The organism is Trichodesmium erythraeum IMS101, assembly GCF_000014265.1.
Lineage (GTDB): Bacteria > Cyanobacteriota > Cyanobacteriia > Cyanobacteriales > Microcoleaceae > Trichodesmium > Trichodesmium erythraeum.
This window is the reverse complement of record NC_008312.1, coordinates 5,670,312-5,690,354: the sequence shown is the minus strand read 5'-3', so window position 1 is coordinate 5,690,354 and position 20,043 is coordinate 5,670,312. Positions and strand designations below refer to the sequence as shown.

Here is a 20,043-nt window from a genome sequence, read left to right as displayed (position 1 = left end):
TTAAATAAAGCTTATTTTCTTTGGGGAAAACCTGTTTTATCAGGTCTAAGTATTCTCATATCACCGTGTCTTGTGTTGAAGCGGATATAATGTTTTAAATAAGACCAGTCGTCTCGTGCATACTCATCTGTAGAATAAAATTTATTAAAGTTTGCAATGTGTAGTCCTTCCAAAATAATCATTGTTCCTTGACTCTTAAAATTACGGTCAAAAAAATCTTTATCTAATTTTTCTAGTATGTTTTTTGTTGAACTTTTTAGTATAGGAAAAAGTTTGCTTAGAATACTCCAAGGTTGATCACTATGCTGAGAAGAAATATTAAATGACTCATTAATATTTTTTTGTGGATTATCTATTGATATATATCGCCACGAGGGTTCACCTGAACATTTCGTAATAATAGTAATTTTTTTAGATGCAAAGCAAAGCTTAGAACCTTGACATTTATAGCCAATATAATCTCCTTGAACTTTTGTAGATTTTCCAATTGAAAAAAATGCACGATAAGGAGTAATGCCATTAGTTTCTTCTGTTTCATTTAAACCAATGCCATCATCAAAAAATATAAATCCCTTTTCTCTTTCTGTTGTAATTGGGTATATTTGAATTTGAGAAGCCTCAGCATCATAAGAATTAGAGATTAACTCACGAATAACTTCACATGGATCTTGACTATTAACAGAAAGTTCTGAGAGTATATGATTATAAGAAATAATAGGATATTGTGCTTTTATTGATTCTGACATATTAATTCAATTAGTTCGATATTTTCAGATAGAAAAATTTGAAATACAAATAAAATAGAAGCAAAAAACTATAGCTATAGAGTGTAAGACTAATTTTATAAATTTAGGCTACATGGCTGTATTTTATAAGATTATGTGATTTAATTATATTTTACAATATATAGCTATGCTTGAGGCAATTGGTATATTTTTAATTATTATATTTAAGGGCGCATTCTGGGTTTATAAGTTACGGTGATAGTAGGTTGTTAGATAGTTTTTGAAGTATAAAACTAAGTTTTCATTCTTGTTGAGCAAATATACTAAAATTACTTGACCATACTTGACAAGAAATAGGCTGTATCAAACTCAACTTTGGGGTTTAGTAACCAAACCCCATATTATCAAAAAATCACTCTGAATTTATTTAGCTATTAAATAAAGTTTGGATAATTTAATCATAAGTATTCAGCCATCAGCTATTAACTAGTCTCTTGCAGAAGACCTGCCTTATCACTTATTGCTTAAAAAAGGAGGTAAAAAAAACTGAGAAATTGAAATAAAATTAAAATTTACTACCCAACTAATTTTCCTTAAGTTTATGGCAATATAACAAGACTTTAGGATACTTTATAACTTTTTCAATATCTCAAAAAGTTTGTTGAGTAATTTCAAAATCTTCTGAGGTTAGCAGGTAGTGCTATCTATAAAATACGTTAATATTTGCCACTAAAAATTGGTAGGGTTCTGGGGGAAATGGGTAGAAAGAAATATTAGGATATTAGTACAATTTTTTGTATTTCATATTAACAGTAATTGCTCATTGTTAATTGCTGATAGTTGACTGCTAAGAGCTGAATGCTTACTTTTCATCAATAAAATATTATGAATTCTAACTATACAACTTAGTTTCCAAGTCCTTCAAAATTTGCTTTCTATTTTTATTTCCCTTAAATATCTTAAAAATATCAATTTCCTGCTCTAATTTGCTTTCTTCTCCATCAGCAATAACCCAACTAACTTGATTAATAATATTCATCATTTCACTATAAGCAACTTCCCCAGAAAAATTACCTTCCTCAGTAATTCCTAATTTAATTTTCTCTTGTATACTCATTTCTAAAGTCGAGGCGATCGCCACTAAACCTACTGCACCAATTAAAGCTTCTCCACCTTTCAATACTTTTACTCCTGCTAATATTCCAACACCACCACTAACTACAGCATCATCAACTTCCTGAATTAACATACCTGTTTGAATAATAATATTACCAAAGCTATTTGTAGTTTTTTCTGAATTTGTTGCTTGTTTAACAAACTTTTCTGCCTTCTTAAATTTCATAAAAGCTGCATTAAAATTATTGATATTTCTTTCCAAATTTGATTCAAAATATCTATCTCTTAAAAGCTGATATACGATTTTACAAATTCGAGGAATTTCTGATTTAAAAATTACACCATCTAAATTTTGTATCATTTTATTATCTATTACTTTTCCTTCTTCCCTAAGTTGTTGATAAATAGATAAATATTTACGATATTTACTCTGATCTATTTCCGTATTACTATAAATCAGATTGATAATTAATATATCTATTTTCATCGCCATAGAAGTTGCACTTGCTAATAAATATTTATTTTTTAACTCCGAAGCGATCGCTGAATTTAAAATAATTGCATTTAATTGTCTAAAATTAGCAAAATCAGGTAGAGGTTCTCCAGATTTAATATATAGATAAATACCTTTTAAATTTTGCTTTTGAACTTCCATTAAATTACCATAAGATAAAACTTGTTCTAAACCTTTATCAATGGCAACCCACCGAGAATTTTCACTAGCAATTCTGTAGCGTAAACCAATAAGTGAATCTATATTTGATAATTCTACAATAAAATCCAATAGATTTAGTGCTGGCAAATCATAGGTATGTAAACCAGAATTAATTCTGCTGTAAGCTTCTAAACATCTAGTTTTACTTCTTTCATAAATTGATGCACGAATTACTAAACTATTCATCCGGCGGTCTAGGTTTAATTCGGGATTATAAAAAGTATGTAAAACCAGGAAAGCATCATTACCTTGTAAACCGCATTTTTGTAATCTTAAAGTAGAACCTTCCGTACTATTAGAACGAATTCTCACATTATAGCTTTTACCAGATTTAAGAGTAACTTTCTGAGTACCTCCCTGACTAGCAATATGATAAGCAACAAATATATGATATATTTCTTCTTGTTCTAAATTATTTTCTGTTTCTTCCGAGACTTCTGAATTAATTTGCTTTTTCCCTAAAGTAGATTCTTTAGCAGTTTCTCTAAAATATTTGCTAACATCTGATGCTTTATTGCTGATAAATTCTTCCATTTCTGAAGCTTTATTTTGAGAAGCTTCCCAATAATTATCCCTGATTGAATCCCTAACATTTATTGCTTTTTTTCCGAGATTTTTTCTGAATTTTGATGCTTGGCTATTTATTGATTTCCAGAAGAATGATTCCTGTTTTTTGTTCATTTTTTTTGATTGCCTAAAATTAATTTATATTGTATTTTTTTTATCATGGTAATTTGAAAAAAAATAATATAACTATTGAATAAATACTGTAATTTTTTTTCCCAAATAATAAATAATCTGATTATTAACACTCTACAGTAATCCTAAATTAGTTGTATTATTTTAAATAAAAATACTTAAATATATCCTTCATGATTTTTATATAAACTAATAACATAATAGCATAATTATTACTATTTTAATGCATAAAAATCCCCCCGCTTATGGGTGAGACTTCAGACTTACTTTTTTTAGTGATGCTAGTATAAATCATTAAGTAAAGACGCTATAATTATACTAAAAAATTAAATTTTGCAAAAAAGAACATTGACCAAAAAATTATATCCCCTGCTCCACTAGATAAGAGATAAAAAGAATAAACTTTAGTATTTCATTTATAGACTTTAGCCAGAGGCACTAATAACTGATAACTGATAACTGATAACTAATAACTAATAATTCAAATGAGTACTATTTCACCTAAGAACCAGACAATACAGCCGAGAGGATGGTATTCCTTAACTCCCTTATGGCAAGGAGGAGAAGAAGTTGTTCGCCAAGGTTTACCTCATTCGCTACTTTCACCCCCATGGCAAATATTACTTCTGGGAGATGGCTCCCCAACTCGTCACTTGCAGCTATTAACAACTGAACCAACAGAAGTTGATGTAATTGATATGTCCTCAATTGGGATGAACCTGGATAATGCTCCTGATTTAATTCATACTGTACCTGGCCCAAGATTACGGCGACAAGTATGGCTAAGAACAGCTTCTGGACAAAGATTGGCTTATGCTTCATCTTGGTGGGAAGCGAGTCATGTAGATGAGTATTTGCAAAATCGGTCTTTACCAATTTGGGCAAGTTTAGCTCGTTTGCGTACAGAATTGTATCGAGATGTCCAGGGAATTTATTATGGGCATTCTAGAGAATTAGAGTTTGCTTTTGGTGAGTCAGGGCCTTTTTGGGGACGACATTATCTATTTTGGCATCATGGCCAACCACTGACATTAATTTATGAGGTGTTTTCGCCTTATCTCAACAAATATTTGGGACAAACAAGCATTACGGACAGGGATTTTCCGGAGTAATAGTTGTTAGTTTTTTCATAAGTATAAATGTTAAGACTTTATTAAAAAATTAGAATTATCAAAGATTGTATGAAGTATTTTATTTTTAATGTAAGTAAATACTTTAAGTTTAAAGTTTCTAAGTTAGAGGAAAATGGAGATAAAATATGAGTAATAAAGAAGATAAAGAAAAACTTCAAGAGTTAACCAAAGAAGATAAAGAAGAGTTAATAAAAAAAGATAAATAAAAACTTCAAGAGTTGATAAAACAAGTCAAAAAAGCTACAGAAAACATATATTTATTATAGTCTTGACACGAAAGACTTAGGCTATTTCTATAAAACTTTTGGTATCGATTATGGTAAGTGGGATGATGATGAATACGAGTTATTGGATTGGTTAAAGGATGATTTGTTTAAAACAGAAGGTGAGGATAAATATAAAGAAAGAATTGATAATATGAAAAAGAAGGATTAAGTATTAGTATGACTTTTGATTTCCAAAACCACACTATAATATGAAAAATCAGTGTGGTTATTTTTGGAAAAAAAAATTGATTATTAGTATTTAATTATCAATATAAGCTGTTATGTATTTAAATGATGTTAACAGAATTGTTTTTGTTATTTGAGGATTCCATTTAAGAATAATTTTTTCTTCATTTATCCTCCGTTTAAAAGAAATATTTTCCCCCAATTTTTCTGCCCGAATAAGCTCACAATTCTAAAGCTTCAGCTCACTAGAGTAAAAAGATTGTAACTTTTTCACACAAAAAAATCCCAAGTCTTTATCTGTAAATTATTACAGTTTTTTTCAGTAAGCAATAATTATTTGAGCTCACAAGAAAGCCAAAAAATTAGCTTATATAAATGTGTAATTAATTTTGCACAACTACTTACAACTTTTAGCCAGTATATTTTAGTATTTTCTTGTCTTTCCTTTTTTTTGTTATAGAGCCCTTTCCGTTGTTTAATGCTACAGCTAGGCGGCGGGTAAGATGCCCGCACTACATAATTTTTACTCATAACTCTGTACATAATTTGCTCCTGATCTGCTGTAGGTAATATTAATGCTTAAAAGCTTATTCTTTATTATCATTAATCAACCAAAGATAAGAGCTTATTGATAGAGTATATATTGAAAAAAATAAATTGCTTTTTATAGCATTTTTTACTTGATTACTACAATAATTATCTATGAATCATCAATACATAAGTGCTTTCCAGCTAATTTTTTTGTATTCTTTTGTATTCTATATTTAATTATTTAATTAAAAATTCCATCAACTTAGGTTGAGCAACTTATGGCATCCGTTGTTTAATATTTATGAAAGCCAAGTTAAATAAAAACTTTATTTTAGCTAAATTAAATAATTAGCTCTGATACTATTTAAACTTTAACTTGATTTTCCAATATTAATTTAGAACGCTTCAGTTTTTCTGGTAAAGGAATAGGATAGTTGCCAGTAAAACAGGCAGAACAAAAACTGTTGGGGTCCTCTTGTGTTGATTTCAACATCCCTTCCCAACTCAAATATGCTAGAGAGTCAACACCTATTTGTTCAGCAATTTCTGCGACTGATTTTGTTGCCCCTATTAACTGTTCCTGGTTATCTGTGTCAATTCCATAAAAACAGGGGTGCGTGACTGGTGGGGAAGAAATTCTCATGTGGACTTCTGTGGCACCATTATCTCTTAAAGCCTTAACAATTTTCTTGCTAGTATTACCACGTACAATGGAATCATCAACTATAATTACTCGCTTGCCTTCTAAAACATCTTTGAGGGGGTTAAGTTTCATGCGGATACCTGATTCCCTCATGTGCGGAGTTGGTTGAATAAAGGTACGGCCAACGTAGCGATTTTTAATTAATCCTTCTGCATAGAGAATACCTGATTCTTGGGAAAAACCGATTGCTGCTGGAATACCAGAGTCAGGAACGCCTATTACCATATCTGCGCTTATAAAAGATTCTCTTGCTAACTGACGTCCAATTCTGAGTCTGTAGCTATATAAACTACCCCCTTCCATCATACTATCGGGGCGAGCAAAATAAATCATTTCAAAGATACATAGTTTCTTCTGAGTTTTTTGACTCCAGTGGAAAGAAGCTATGCCTTTTTCTGTTATCCAAACTAATTCTCCTGGTTCAACATCTCGAAGATATTCTGCTCCAATAATATCTAATGCACAAGTTTCTGAAGCAAGAACATATCTTTTTGAGTTAGTATTTTCTAAAGTACCAATCACCAGAGGTCTTATTCCATGGGGATCACGCACTCCCATTAGACCTTCTTGAGTGGCAATAGTTAAACTAAAGGCTCCTTGACATAGATGAAAAGCACTAATAGCAGCTTCTAGCCAACTCTTACCAACTTTCACATGTGTGGCGATCGCTAATGCAATCATTTCTGAATCTGTAGTGCTGTTAAAACTACACCCACATTCAATTAACATTTCCCTTAATTCTGCTGTATTAACAAGATTACCATTATGGGCCAAGGCTAATTGCCCTAAACGAGTTTCAACAACAGTAGGTTGAGCATTAATAATACGACTAGAGCCAGTAGTAGAATAACGAGTATGACCAATTCCTATATCACCAGGCAATTGTTCTAAGATTGACTCATTAAAGACCTGAGATACTAACCCCATTCCTTTATGTATATATATTTTATCACCTTGAAAAGTAGCAATACCTGCTGACTCTTGACCTCGATGTTGTAGAGCATACAAACCAAAGTAGGTAAGTTTAGTTACATCTTCTTCTGGGGCATAAATCCCAAAAACACCACAAGCTTCTTCTGGCTTATCTATTTTTTGGTAATGTACGAAAAATTCTTCTGTATTTGAAGAGCAGTTATCAGTCATTGTTAAAATTTAACTCCTAATCAGGATTGTTATTTTTCGGTGGTAGTAAATTATTAGCTCTAGGTGTAGCTTAAAAATACTTTAAGCTTTCCTTAACCATAGTAACCTATCTTGTGAAGTACTGTTAACTAAATATTTAAGATTAGCCTCGCTAAAGTGCATGTATGATTTTCGTGTTTAGGGAATAGGGGAGTGCTTACAAGGGCATAATTGGGATAATAGGGCAGAGCGAATGTATCAATCATTCTAGAAACTTGTGGCATTTTTAAGGAGTAATGAGTATAAATACTTGGAGCTCTTAGATCCAAAGGGAATGATAAGTTCTAAAAGAAGATGGGTTTGACCTGAAGAACTGGGGTAAGACAAAGTAGACTTGGGGAAAAAGTAGATTGTGTTGGAGAAACAAGGAAAATTAAACTCCTGATAAAGATTTAGTTATCTATCTACTAAGAGAACAAATATTAGTCAGAACTTACTTTCAAAATAGTAGGTTTGTCATCAAAGATAAATTTTCATGTTAATCGAGTTAGTATTTGTTACCATATAATTAAGGCGATCGCTAATATTCTAATATTGTTGATCAAGTCTAGACTTAATAATCAGGAAAAGTCTTTTATCATAGCTATTTTTTTTTGTGATCATCTCCTCAGTTCAAATTAGAGAGAGAACAAAAAGTTTTGTGCTGACCTAGCCCAATAGACAGAGTCGCAATCTTTTCAAGTAAATATTTTAGGTTCAAATTCTGGTGCTGGAGCTTAGACTAAATAGTTGAAGATGCAATCAAAGAGAGGATTTAAGAAAATTAAACAATCAATAAATTTGAGAAACAAGATTTGATATCAATTGAAGATCCCAGCATTTTTATGACTAATGATTATACTATTTAGTATGATTGGTCTTGCTTGTAAGTATCTAGTTCTTTGGTAAGTCAATAAAAGGTAAAAAATCAACCATGAAATAAAAATTATCTTGCCAAAATCCCTGGTTACAAGTTAAAATAATGATGATACCAAGTTAATCATTTATTCGCAAATGCAAAGAATGCTGTTTTTGAGCTTACTGATGCAGGCATCTTAACTTCAAATCCCATTTATCTAGCATAATTATCTTTGGCGTCTGTGTTTCAGTGACAATAACATAGTGTTTAGGAAGCTATAAAAGACTGTTATCCGTCAAAATACAAGTTGATGGAAATTTATATTAATTGTATCACCTCAAATCAAAGACTATTATTGTTAGGAGACCATAGTGCTTGCCTCAGACAAGATACAGTGGTACTGCAAGAAAGAACCGATGAATATCAACCTGGTAAAATCAAAGTCAATCAACCAATAGGGGTAGGTTTTGGGTATAGCACATTAGCCTAAATTTCAGAAGCAAAGGGCAGTTGGGCATTACCTTTAATACATGAAAGAATTAATGGTTGTGATACTGCTATGAGTAAGTTAAGTGAACAGTTAACCCAAGCTTTTTCCTGCTTATAACATAGAGCTATAGTAGTAGTTGATAGTCAATACGGATGTGTCTTACCTCAAACAAACTGTAGATATCCCTTATAATAAATTGATGCGTTTGAGTTATCTTGGTGACATAGCGAACTCCACAATTAGAGTGAACTAATGGTATAGTCAGACAAAAGAATGGTCTCAGGCATCAACGACAGAATAAACTTGAGAATAAACTTGAGAATAAACTTGTCAAGGTTTGGGAGCAAACTGAAATCACAGTTAGGTTGGTGGTTAACTATTTCAATTTGATTTAGATTTTAGCTGCAAGGGTAGCACAGCAGTATAAAGCTCTGGTTTAGTGCTCGCTTCCGGTCCTTGATATAACTTGATCACTTTCCTAATACTTTTTTGATGTATTACCAAAAATTTCAAGTAAGTTTGACTTTTTCCCTAATTTCATTAGCATTATCAAAACACAGGACAGGAACTGTCAATTTAAAATAACATGGAGTCAGGCTAAAGACTAAAATTGAGGATAATTTTGATTTTTAACAAGAACATAAAATTCAACAAAAACCAGATATTTTGCTTTGTGAGTTCTGCCAGTTTTTTAAAAGTAAAACAGGAGTAAAAGTTAGTTTATAAACAATATATCTAACTTTGAAATCACTCAATATAAGTGTAAAAAAAGTATTTTTGCTTTGGAACAGGAGTTAGGCTAAAAACTAAATTTGAGGATAATTTTGATTTTTAACAAGAACATAAAATTCAACAAAAACCAGATATTTTGCTTTGTGAGTTCTGCCAGTTTTTTAAAAGTAAAACAGGAGTAAAAGTTAGTTTATAAACAATATATCTAACTTTGAAATCACTCAATATAAGTGTAAAAAAAGTATTTTTGCTTTGGAACAGGAGTTAGGCTAAAAACTAAATTTGAGGATAATTTTGATTTTTAACAAGAACATAAAATTCAACAAAAACCAGATATTTTGCTTTGTGAGCTCTGCCAGTTTTTTAAAAGTAAAACAGGAGTAAAAGTTAGTTTATAAACAATATATCTAACTTTGAAATCACTCAATATAAGTGTAAAAAAAAAGTATTTTTGCTTTGGAACAGGAGTGATAAAAATTTAATAAAAAAGACTACAAGTATCAAGAATAGTTAGATTTCATAGATATACATAATCTAGTAATTGTTGATGAGTCCGGGGTGAATTTAGCTATGACTAGTATTTATGGTAATCGCAATTCCTGCTCATAAGAAGCTGGCAGTGAGGACTAATATCTCTTGATTCTATGAGCAAAAAGCTAGAAAATTCAGGTTCTGAAATAAAAATTTAAATAATTTAGCAATTTGACACTCGACTCTTAGACATCACATAATTTATATTGGTATTAAATATTTGAAAATAACCAAATCCAAAATCAAAAATCGTAATGCCTCACCCAATTATCCAAGCTCAACCCCCTTTAGAGTTGATCCCACCTAACTTCAAACCTCTAGTACAAAAAGTTACTAAATTCATCTTACCTTGGTGGCTGAAGTTCCAAACATCTATTGTTGATATACAAGTAGACAACCTAAAAACTTTAGCTCAACTATATCAAAGCTTTCACCAAGGGAAAACTCGTTTCCTTATGGCATTTCGTCATCCTAGTACTGAGGACCAGTTGTGCATAGGATATATGATTTGGTATCTATTGCCCAAAGAAGCTAAACAAAGAGGAATTATCCTTCCATCTCTTCTCCACTATCACTTTATTTTTGACCGAGGTATTCCTTTATGGGCAGGTTATTTTGTAGGTAAATGGTATTCGTATTTGGGGGGAAGTTCAATTCACCGGGGGAAACTAGATCGTCAAGGACTAAAATCAGCCCGTGAATTATTTGCCAATGGTCGTTTACCAATTATGGCTGCTCCAGAAGGGGCTACCAATGGTCATAATGAAATAGTTAGTTCTTTAGAACCTGGTATTGCCCAAATGGGATTTTGGTGCGTTGAAGACATATCTAAGGGAGGTCGTTCTGAAGAGGTATTTATTCTCCCAGTGGGTATTCAATACAAATATTTGGATGAACCTTGGGAAAATTTGGAAAAACTTTTAACTACATTAGAAAAAGATAGTGGGTTGTCTCCAGGGATGGAAAATCTTTCTGACCAAGAAAAATTAGCTCCTTCTAAACTTTATCAAAGACTTTTGAGGTTAGCTGGTCATTTACTGGGAAAAATGGAAGATTTTTATAAACGATCATATCACCGAGAGTTACCTCAATTAACTCAAGAAAGTTTTTCCCAAGAACCTCTAGCAGATGATCAGATGAATGAAATGATAAAGACTCGCCTCAATACTCTTCTCAATGTTGCTCTAGAAGTTGCAGAAGAATATTTTAATATTCATTCTAAGGGTAATTTGATAGATCGTTGTCGTCGCCTTGAACAAGCAATATGGAATTGTATTTATAGAGAAGATATTGAAAGTCTGGGAACTCTTTGTGCTGTAGATAGAGGTTTGGCAGACAGATTAGCACAAGAAGCTAGTCTCCATATGTGGCACCTGAGATTGGTAGAAAGTTGTGTGGCTATTAGTGGTGAGTATATTAAGGAAAAGCCTACAGTAGATAGATTTGCTGATACAATTTTGTTAATATGGGATATGATTAATCGGATTAAAGGTCGTGATACTTTAAAACGTCCCAGATTAGGAAAACAAAGGGTGGAAATGACGGTGGGAAAGCCGATTTCTGTTTCTCAACGATGGCCAGCTTACCAAACTCAACGTCGTAGAGCAATATCAGATCTAACTCAAGATTTGCAAAATGCCCTTGAAGGAATGATTAAATCTTAAGGTTGGCTAATTTTTATTCATTAGATATTTATTTGAGGCTTGAAAGTTTTCCCTCCAACTCAAGCTAAAAAATACCAGGCTTCTGGGATAAATAGTTATTTTTAACTAATAATAGATATCTAGGAAAAAACTGAGTCTCTATATTAGCACACTTTCTTTATTATATCATTATTCTGTGATCAAGTCAATGCTTAATATTTTCAGGACTTATATCATACCCGGATAATCACTGATTAAAAACTTTCTCCCATAATTGTTAATTTTATCCTTCTGCTTTCTGCTTTCTGCTTTCTGCTTTCTGCTTTCTGCTTTCTGCTTTCTACCAAAATCCTCCAAAGTATAAGTATTTAACTGGACATAGTACTATACCAATTCCCATGCATTAATCCTATACTTAGGTAGCACCTTAGAAATTTAAGTGATGAACACGGTTATAATAACTTCTTGCTTAATTTGATCCAAGTTCATGTTAATTATTCTTATGTTGTAGAGAAGTCCTGATCAAATGTCCCTACCCACTTACTCTCTAAAGTCGGGGTTGAGGCTGGGTCTCCTACTATTAGGAAATGTAGATAAGTTTTGAGAAATGGGATAATTTCTATTATGTGGGTAACTCCTGTTATTATTTTTGTTGGTATCATAAAATAAACAATGAACTCAGTTTGGAAAAAGTTAACACTAACTAATCTCTCATTCTCTGACTCTGAATGGTTAAATGCAAGCTATCTCTATGGTTTACTTAATGGTTCCCTCTATAACTGGCGACGTGGTAGTTGGTTAATGCAATGGGGAGAACCTCTTGGTTTTGTGTTGCTAGCAATTGTATTTACTCTAGCTCCTTTTGTAAATACTACTCTCATTGGTTTCTTATTACTTGCTAGCGCTGGTTTTTGGGTATTGCTGAAGGTCTCGGATAACACCCAGGAATATTTAACTCCTATTCATCTATTAATATTCCTCTACTGGAGTATTGCGACATTGGCAGTGGTGATATCTCCGGCAAAGACTGCTGCTTTTAGTGGCTGGGTAAAGTTGACTCTTTATTTATTGTTGTTTGCTTCGGGGTCTTTGGTATTAAGATCCCCTAGACTCCGCTCTTGGTTAATCAATATTTATTTGTTGGTTTCTCTAGTTGTTAGTTTTTATGGTATTCGCCAATGGATAGATAAGGTTGAACCTCTGGCTACCTGGAATGATCCTACTTCTGCTCAAGCAGGTGCGACTCGTGTTTATAGTTATTTGGGAAATCCTAATTTATTGGGTGGATATTTGTTGCCTGCTATTGCTTTGAGTTTTGTGGCAATTTTTGCTTGGAGTAGTTGGGCTCGAAAATCTCTGGCAGTAACAATATTGCTGGTGAGTTGTGCTTGTTTGCGTTATACAGGTAGTCGAGGTAGTTGGATTGGGTTTTTAGCTTTGATGTTTGCTATGTTGATTTTAATGTGGTATTGGTGGAGGAGCTATATGCCCAGTTTTTGGCAAATTTGGTCTCTGCCTATAGCTGTGGGTAGTTTTGCCGGGTTGTTGATTTTAGCGGTGGTGTTGTTAGAACCTTTGCGCGATCGCGTCCTGAGTGTTTTTGCGGGTCGTCAAGATAGCAGTAATAATTTTCGGATGAATGTTTGGATGTCTGTTTTTGATATGATTCGCGATCGCCCTATTTTGGGTATTGGACCGGGTAATGATGTGTTTAATAAGATTTATCCTCTCTATCAGCGTCCCCGTTATAGTGCTTTGAGTTCTTATTCTGTGCCTTTGGAAATTGTTGTGGAAACTGGTTTTATTGGTTTGACTGCTTTTTTGTGGTTGCTTTTGGTGACTTTTAATCAGGGTGTATTGCAGTTGAAACGTTTGCGAGATGCTGATAACCCTCAAGGATATTGGTTAATTGGTGCGATAGCTGCTATGGTGGGCTTGATAGGTCATGGTTTGGTGGATACGGTCTGGTATCGTCCCCAAGTTAATACTATTTGGTGGTTGATGGTGGCTATTATTGCTAGTTATAGCAGTCAACAGGGGGTACGGAGTAGGGAATAGTTAGCCCTGTAGGTTTGGTTTCAGAACGAAACCCAACAAATAAGTACCGTACTAATTCAAAGGTCAAAGGTAGTCCCTGAATTATTTTAGTATTTATAAGTATCCTAACCATAATACTTACTGCTATAATAGTGGTTGACGAACGATTATCCGGAAATGATACAGCAGATTTCGGGATATAAGGTACAAAATGGATAGTAAAAATTATAAAATTATGTAGTGCAAGCATCTTGCTCCCTTAGAGATACCTCATAACAAGGTCAAGTGCTGTATTAGATTAGAAAACAGGGGTTACGGGATAGGGGATAGTCAGCCCTGTAGGTTGGGTCGCAGAACGAAACCCAACAAATAAGCACCGTAGTAGTGCGTCAATACGAATAATTTTGTATGGAACCCCTGAGTGTATCTCTCAAAACTTAGGCGATATAGCTACCGCCACCATCCTCTTCCAACGCCAATCTCTTAAGCATTAGTCGAATAAAACAAATATTAATCTTGGCAGTAGAATTTTCCAGGGTTCGCATCAATTTTTTTGGTCAAGCTTTTACACCTTTCCATCCAGGAATTAGTTCTTTCTATGACCCACCTTACTTTCACAGGAATAAATCCTGTTTTTCCAAGATTTTCTTTCTCCGTCTTTGATGGTTTTGGTGATAGTTTAAACCGAATCTTGGTCATAATTGCCGGATAAATTTTTTCTAACTCCTGTATGATTTTTTCGGGGTGATATCCATTATCAAGTAAGATAGTAATTTTAGGAATGTTAATTGGTTTAGATCTAAAATAGTTAATATTATCTGATAACATTTCTATTCATCCAACATCATCAGATACTGATGCTTTCGTACAATGAGTAAAAAAAGGAAAGCCGAGACTATCTACTGCTAGGTTTCTCTTAATTCCTTTATTAGCCTTGTAAAAACAGAATCCCTTGGACTTGACTCTAGCATTACAAGTATTTTTTACCGCTTGTGAATCAATGATTATTAAAGTTGTCCCGGAGCGCTTTTTTTACCTGTTGACGTACTTGATAATGCAATATATCTCTAATTTTCTCAATTATCCCTGATTCTCGCCATTGTTTATAATGCCAAAATACTGTTGAATAAGGAGGTAAATTTTTGGGTAGATCGCACCAGTTACAACCATTTTTTAATTGATACAAGATACCATCTAAAATTTCTCTCTTGCTCCATTTTGTTGGACAAGTTTTCTTCTTTTTTGGTATGGGATGGTTAAATCAGAACCCATTTTTGATCTGTTAAACTGCTTGAATATGGCATTTGCCTAACTTTTGTTTAGGATAATTGGCGATCGCTACTTAACTATATACCTTATTCCTCAAAAGATACCAAATGGTTTCTATAAAATAATGCCAAGGAGCCGGAGAATTATAACCATTTGTCTCTTTATGGACGATATTGTTAGTTCCTCGTGTCAACCTATCATACATAGTTATTGTTTAAGTTTAAAGATTACAGGACTTACCTGAGATGACTAGTAACTGGAAAAGACTGATTGAGTGCCTAATGTGTTAATATAATGATGACTAGTCAATGGAGAAGACTGATTGACTGCCTAGTGTGTTAATATAATGAGATTTATACTAATTCCCCAAAGAATATTACCAATAATTTTCTGAAATTACTGTAGTATCAAAGTTTTGAGTCTATAAAATCTTAATCTATGAATGCATGACTTAACACCTACAAATGATTGAGAATTTCATCCTCCTGCCATTTGCCTTTTGCCTTTAACTTCTCTAATAATAAAGAGACATTCCTAAGAATGTCTCTTCATCAGATTAACTTAAATCAAATCAGTTTTATACCTGATCCTACAAAATTAAAAATTAGACCAATTAATTATCTACTTTCAAACCAGCATCATTTTGATTATATTTTCCTTGATTAATCTTAACTGGTGTTGCTCCCCAAATTTCTTTCGCGTACTCAAGAATTGTACGGTCAGAAGAAAATTTACCCATGCGAACAGAATTATAAATAGACATTTTTGTCCATTTTTTGGGGTCTTGGAAAACTTGACTAACTTTTTCCTGACATTCAATATAAGCCTGATAGTCAGCTAATAGCATATATTGATCATTGTACAGTATAGAGTTAATCAGAGGCTTGAATAAATTAGGATGACCTTTGCTAAACTGACTACTAGTAATTCGATCAATCACAGCCTTTAACTCTGAATTTGTATTATAGTAATCTAAAGGTTGATAACCCTTAGCCTTCAAATCAAAAACTTCTTCAGCAGTTAGACCAAAAAGGAAGAAGTTTTCTGCTCCCACCTCTTCTCGAATCTCAATATTAGCTCCATCAAAAGTACCAATAGTCATCGCTCCATTCATGGCAAACTTCATATTACCAGTTCCCGATGCTTCTTTGCCAGCAGTAGAAATTTGCTCGGATAAATCAGCAGCAGGATAAATTAACTGACCTAATGAAGCATTAAAGTTAGCCAAGAAAACTACTTTCAAACGACCGTGCACATCTGGGTCGTTGTTAACTATATCAGCTACAACATTAGTCAACTTAATAATTAACTTAGCCATATAGTAACCAGGAGCTGCCTTGCCACCAAAAATGAATGTGCGAGGTTGAATATTAATCTTAGGATTTTGCTTAATGCGGTTGTAAAGAGTAATGATGTGGAATAAATCCAAATGTTGGCGTTTATACTCATGGATACGTTTGACTTGAATATCAAACAGAGAATTAGTATCCACTTCTATCCGATTATGTTTTAAAATGTATTCTGCTAGTTTAGCTTTATTTTCCTGCTTAATTTGTCGCCAACGTTTACAAAATTCTACATCATCAACATATTTTTCAAGTTCCTTGAGTTGATCTAAATTTCGTAACCAACTATCTCCTAGTTTCTCAGAGAATAAGGCCGAAAGTTTAGGATTACATAATAAAATCCAACGACGGGGGGTTACTCCATTAGTTTTATTCATGAACTTTTCTGGGAAAAGTTTGTAGAAATCTTGAAGTACGCCTTTTTTGAGCAATTCTGTGTGTAGAGCTGCTACCCCATTGACCGCATGACTGCCTATAGTCGCTAAATTAGCCATCCTCACTGCTTTTTCTGGGCTTTCCTCAATTATAGATATACGAGAGATTAACTCTTTATCTTTAGGATACCAAGTTTGTACTTGCTCTATGAAGCGCCGATTAATTTCATAGATGAGCTCTAAATGTCGAGGTAGCAAACTACCAAACAAGGTGATCCCCCACCGTTCTAACGCTTCTGGTAATAAGGTATGGTTAGTATAGGCAAAAGTATGTTGAGTAATATGCCAAGCACGATCCCAGTCAATATCATACTCATCTATGAACAACCGCATCATTTCCACAATAGCAACAGCAGGGTGAGTATCATTTAATTGAATTGCTGTTTTATCGCTTAAGTTATCTAAGTTTTGGTTGTGCAATAAATGCCGGCGGAGAATATCTTGTAAAGCACAGGAAACAAAGAAATATTGTTGTTTGAGCCGAAGTTCTTTACCTTGGGGAGTGTTGTCATTCGGGTAGAGTACTTTTGATATGGTCTCTGAACTCATTTTTTCTGCTACTGCACCATCGTAGTTTCCAGAATTGAATTCTTCAAACTTAAAATCTACACTGGCTTCTGCACGCCAAAGACGTAGGGGATTAACTGTATTGACTTTATAGCCAGGAACGGGAGTGTCATAGGGGATACCCACAACAGTTTGAGCTGGAACCCATGTTACCCGATAATTACCTTTCTCATCATGATATCCTTCTGTGGTGCCACCAAACTTGACTTCTACCTGTTCTCCTGGACGAGCTATTTCCCAGGGGTTTCCAAAGCGCAGCCATTTATCTGGTATTTCTGCTTGCCACCCATCCTGTATGTTTTGGGTGAAAATGCCGAATTCATAACGAATACCATGACCTATAGCGGGAATTTCTAGGGTAGCTAGAGAGTCCAAAAAACAAGCTGCTAACCTACCCAAACCCCCGTTTCCTAAACCTGGATCGTCTTCTTGTTCTAGTAGTTCATCTAAGTTCAATCCAGATTCGCTAACGGCTTGACGAATTTCTTCATATATGCCTAGGTTAATTAAACTATTACCTAGGTGACGACCCATGAGGAATTCGGCCGATAGGTAGTATACTACTTTAACATCTTTCTCATTGTAGGTACGAATTGTAGAGAGAAAGCGTTGGAGTAGGCGATCGCGTATAGTATAAGCTAAAGCACGATAAAAATCGTCCTTTTTTGCCATTGACTCATAAGTCCCTTGTAGATAAAATAAATTATCAGCTAAGGCCCTTCTCAGAGTCTTGACACTCATGCCTGTGCGATCGTCTTCTATTTGAATTTGAGTTTTAGTAGTAGAGTTTACAGATTTATTTACAGGTTTATTCATTAGCGCTCCTTAAATTTTACTGTCTTCAATTTAATTTCAGTAGATCAGGTTAGTATACTTACTAGCTTTACCATACAGGAGTTTTTCTATAGGAAACTTTTAAATGAGGTGAGAGTAGATGTTTATATTATATTCCTTATACTAAGTCTAGGCAACAAAATAATTCTATAAAGTATCAACTAAAAGTGATATACGATACATAAGTGTTTAATTTTAATCATTTTTACAGAATTGAGCCTAATATTTGGTTTTTTTGTGGCCATTAATATAGATAAAATAGATAAAATAGAACTTAATTAAGTATCACAAAAATTATAATATGACCCTACCTGATGGCCCAAGTCTGTCACCATTACAACGAAGACTCCGGACATGGAAATTTATTTTTAGTCCCTTATCTGCCATAGAAGAGCGATACTCTGAATATGGAGATATCTTTAGAACGAATACTAACTCCTTGTATCCTTTCATCTACTTCTGCAATCCTAAAGCCATTCAACAAATTTTTACCGCGGATCCTGATACTTTTACCTCAGGAAGTATAAATGGTATTTTAAAATATTTTGTGGGCCTAAATTCTCTATTGCTCCAAGATGGCGATCGCCACAAACGACAAAGAAAACTATTAATGCCACCTTTTCATGGTGATCGGATGCGTAAATATGGAGACCTAATCTATAACATCACTTCTAATGTTATTAGTCAGTGGAAAATAGAACAACCTTTTCCTATTCGCAAGTCAACTCAAGAAATATCTCTCAAAGTAATTCTTGCTGCTGTATTTGGTTTAGATCAAGAAGGAAAAAGTTATGAAAAACTTAGAGTTCTTATGTCTGATCTTCTAGACTCTATGAGTTCTCCCCTCAGCTCTACTTTTCTGTTCTTCAATTTTTTACGAAAAGACTGGGGTCCTTGGAGTCCATGGGGGAGATTTTTGCGCAAAAAGCAAGAACTCCATGAACTAATAATTGCAGAAATTCAAACTGCAAAGAAAGAAGGAAATCATCGTGATGATATTCTTAGTTTATTACTAGAAGCCCGTGATGAAGCAGGTAATGCTATGAGCGACGAAGAAATTAAGGATGAACTACTGACAATGCTTTTCGCTGGTCACGAAACTACGGCATCAGCTTTAGCATGGGCATTATATTGGATTGATATGATCCCATCAGTGGGTGAAAAACTCATGGCAGAATTAGCAACTATTCCTAGTAACTCGGATCAAGTTGCTATTACTAAACTTCCTTACCTCAGCGCTATTTGTCAAGAAACTCTTCGCATTTATCCTATTGCTATGAATGCTTTCCCTAGAGTTGTTCAGAAACCTATAGAAATTATGGGTTATCAACTTGAACCGGGAATGGTGGCGATAGTGCCTATTTATCTGACTCATCATCGGGAGGATATTTATCCAGAACCTAAAAAGTTTAAACCAGAACGTTTTCTGGAAAGACAATTTTCACCTTATGAATATTTACCATTTGGAGGGGGTAGTCGTCGTTGTATAGGTTCAGCTTTTGCTTTATTTGAAATGAAATTGGTATTGGCAACAATTTTATCACAGTGGGAACTTAAGTTATTGCCTAACCAAAGAATTAGCCCTGTCCGGAGAGGGTTAACTATGGCGCCACCAGCAAATATGCGGATGGTTGTGAAACCAAAAAAATCGTGGCAGAAAGTTAGCCAGCCTATTTTAACGTCTGGTTGAGTAGAGAAATACGGTTTTTCAATAGCTGTCACTTTCACATATGAGTTTGTATTTATTTGCTGATAGTTCTGTTGAAGCATTGCTATTAGTTGCTCTAGAGATTACTTGATTCAACAGTCTGGGTGATTTTAGAAGCCTAAGTAGGGATGTTCTATAGAAGGTCCTTACTTAGTTTTTAATCATGTTTGGTAGCATTGTTTGTGTATAAAGTTTGCGTATAAAATATAGCCGCAATTGGAATTAACCTTTGAGAATAAGTGCTTTCTGCTATCTGGTAATATCCGCCAAAGTATAAGCATTAAGGTGAAGATAATTTGAGTCTGTTTTCTAGTTATGTTTTGTTTAAGTGTCAGTAGCTATTTTTCGGAAAATTTTC

11 protein-coding genes are annotated in these 20,043 nt (G+C 33.8%); 5 read left to right on the top strand and 6 right to left on the bottom strand.

The genetic code is table 11. From position 1 onward, the window contains the following. Positions 1-11: 11 nt before the first annotated feature. Complete coding sequence (locus tag TERY_RS17785) at positions 12-746, bottom strand: ATP-binding protein (RefSeq protein WP_011613093.1); 735 nt, start codon at positions 744-746, stop codon at positions 12-14. A gap of 871 nt (positions 747-1,617) precedes the next feature. Further along, entirely contained in the window at positions 1,618-3,237 is a 1,620-nt protein-coding gene (locus TERY_RS17780) for a hypothetical protein (RefSeq protein WP_011613092.1), read from the bottom strand. Between the two features lie 503 nt (positions 3,238-3,740). Here TERY_RS17780 and TERY_RS17775 point away from each other — a divergent pair. After that, positions 3,741-4,367: a chorismate lyase gene (locus tag TERY_RS17775; protein ID WP_011613091.1), complete on the top strand. Its 627-nt coding sequence runs from the start codon at positions 3,741-3,743 to the stop codon at positions 4,365-4,367. 1,368 nt (positions 4,368-5,735) lie between these two features. On the opposite strand, the gene purF is transcribed toward TERY_RS17775, so the two are convergent. Then, a complete protein-coding gene (gene purF, locus TERY_RS17765; protein ID WP_011613090.1) occupies positions 5,736-7,217 on the bottom strand; it encodes an amidophosphoribosyltransferase in 1,482 nt (493 codons plus the stop codon). Between the two features lie 1,187 nt (positions 7,218-8,404). On the opposite strand from purF, the gene TERY_RS25665 reads away from it, so the two are divergent. The 3 genes from TERY_RS25665 (at position 8,405) to TERY_RS17750 (ending at position 13,548) form a co-directional block, all read left to right on the top strand. Continuing rightward, entirely contained in the window at positions 8,405-8,584 is a 180-nt protein-coding gene (locus tag TERY_RS25665; RefSeq protein WP_052845834.1) for a hypothetical protein, read from the top strand. 1,517 nt (positions 8,585-10,101) lie between these two features. Continuing rightward, positions 10,102-11,511 (top strand): hypothetical protein, encoded by a 1,410-nt coding sequence (locus TERY_RS17755; RefSeq protein ID WP_011613089.1) that lies wholly within the window; start codon positions 10,102-10,104, stop codon positions 11,509-11,511. Between the two features lie 651 nt (positions 11,512-12,162). Then, entirely contained in the window at positions 12,163-13,548 is a 1,386-nt protein-coding gene (locus tag TERY_RS17750; RefSeq protein WP_011613088.1) for an IctB family putative bicarbonate transporter, read from the top strand. 489 nt (positions 13,549-14,037) lie between these two features. Here the strand turns inward: TERY_RS17750 and TERY_RS37360 are convergent, their stop codons facing one another. From TERY_RS37360 to TERY_RS17740, 3 genes are all read right to left on the bottom strand, one after another. Then, positions 14,038-14,355 (bottom strand): hypothetical protein, encoded by a 318-nt coding sequence (locus TERY_RS37360; RefSeq protein WP_370495773.1) that lies wholly within the window; start codon positions 14,353-14,355, stop codon positions 14,038-14,040. A 169-nt stretch (positions 14,356-14,524) separates the two neighbouring features. Beyond that, on the bottom strand, positions 14,525-14,776 hold the full coding sequence (locus TERY_RS28600; RefSeq protein WP_196797333.1) for a transposase: 252 nt from the start codon (positions 14,774-14,776) through the stop codon (positions 14,525-14,527). A gap of 633 nt (positions 14,777-15,409) precedes the next feature. After that, on the bottom strand, positions 15,410-17,959 hold the full coding sequence (locus TERY_RS17740) for a glycogen/starch/alpha-glucan family phosphorylase (RefSeq protein WP_011613087.1): 2,550 nt from the start codon (positions 17,957-17,959) through the stop codon (positions 15,410-15,412). 319 nt (positions 17,960-18,278) lie between these two features. On the opposite strand from TERY_RS17740, the gene TERY_RS17735 reads away from it, so the two are divergent. Beyond that, the gene (locus TERY_RS17735; RefSeq protein WP_011613086.1) at positions 18,279-19,667 is read left to right on the top strand and encodes a cytochrome P450; all 1,389 of its coding nucleotides are present in this window, start codon (positions 18,279-18,281) and stop codon (positions 19,665-19,667) included. Positions 19,668-20,043: the final 376 nt, after the last annotated feature.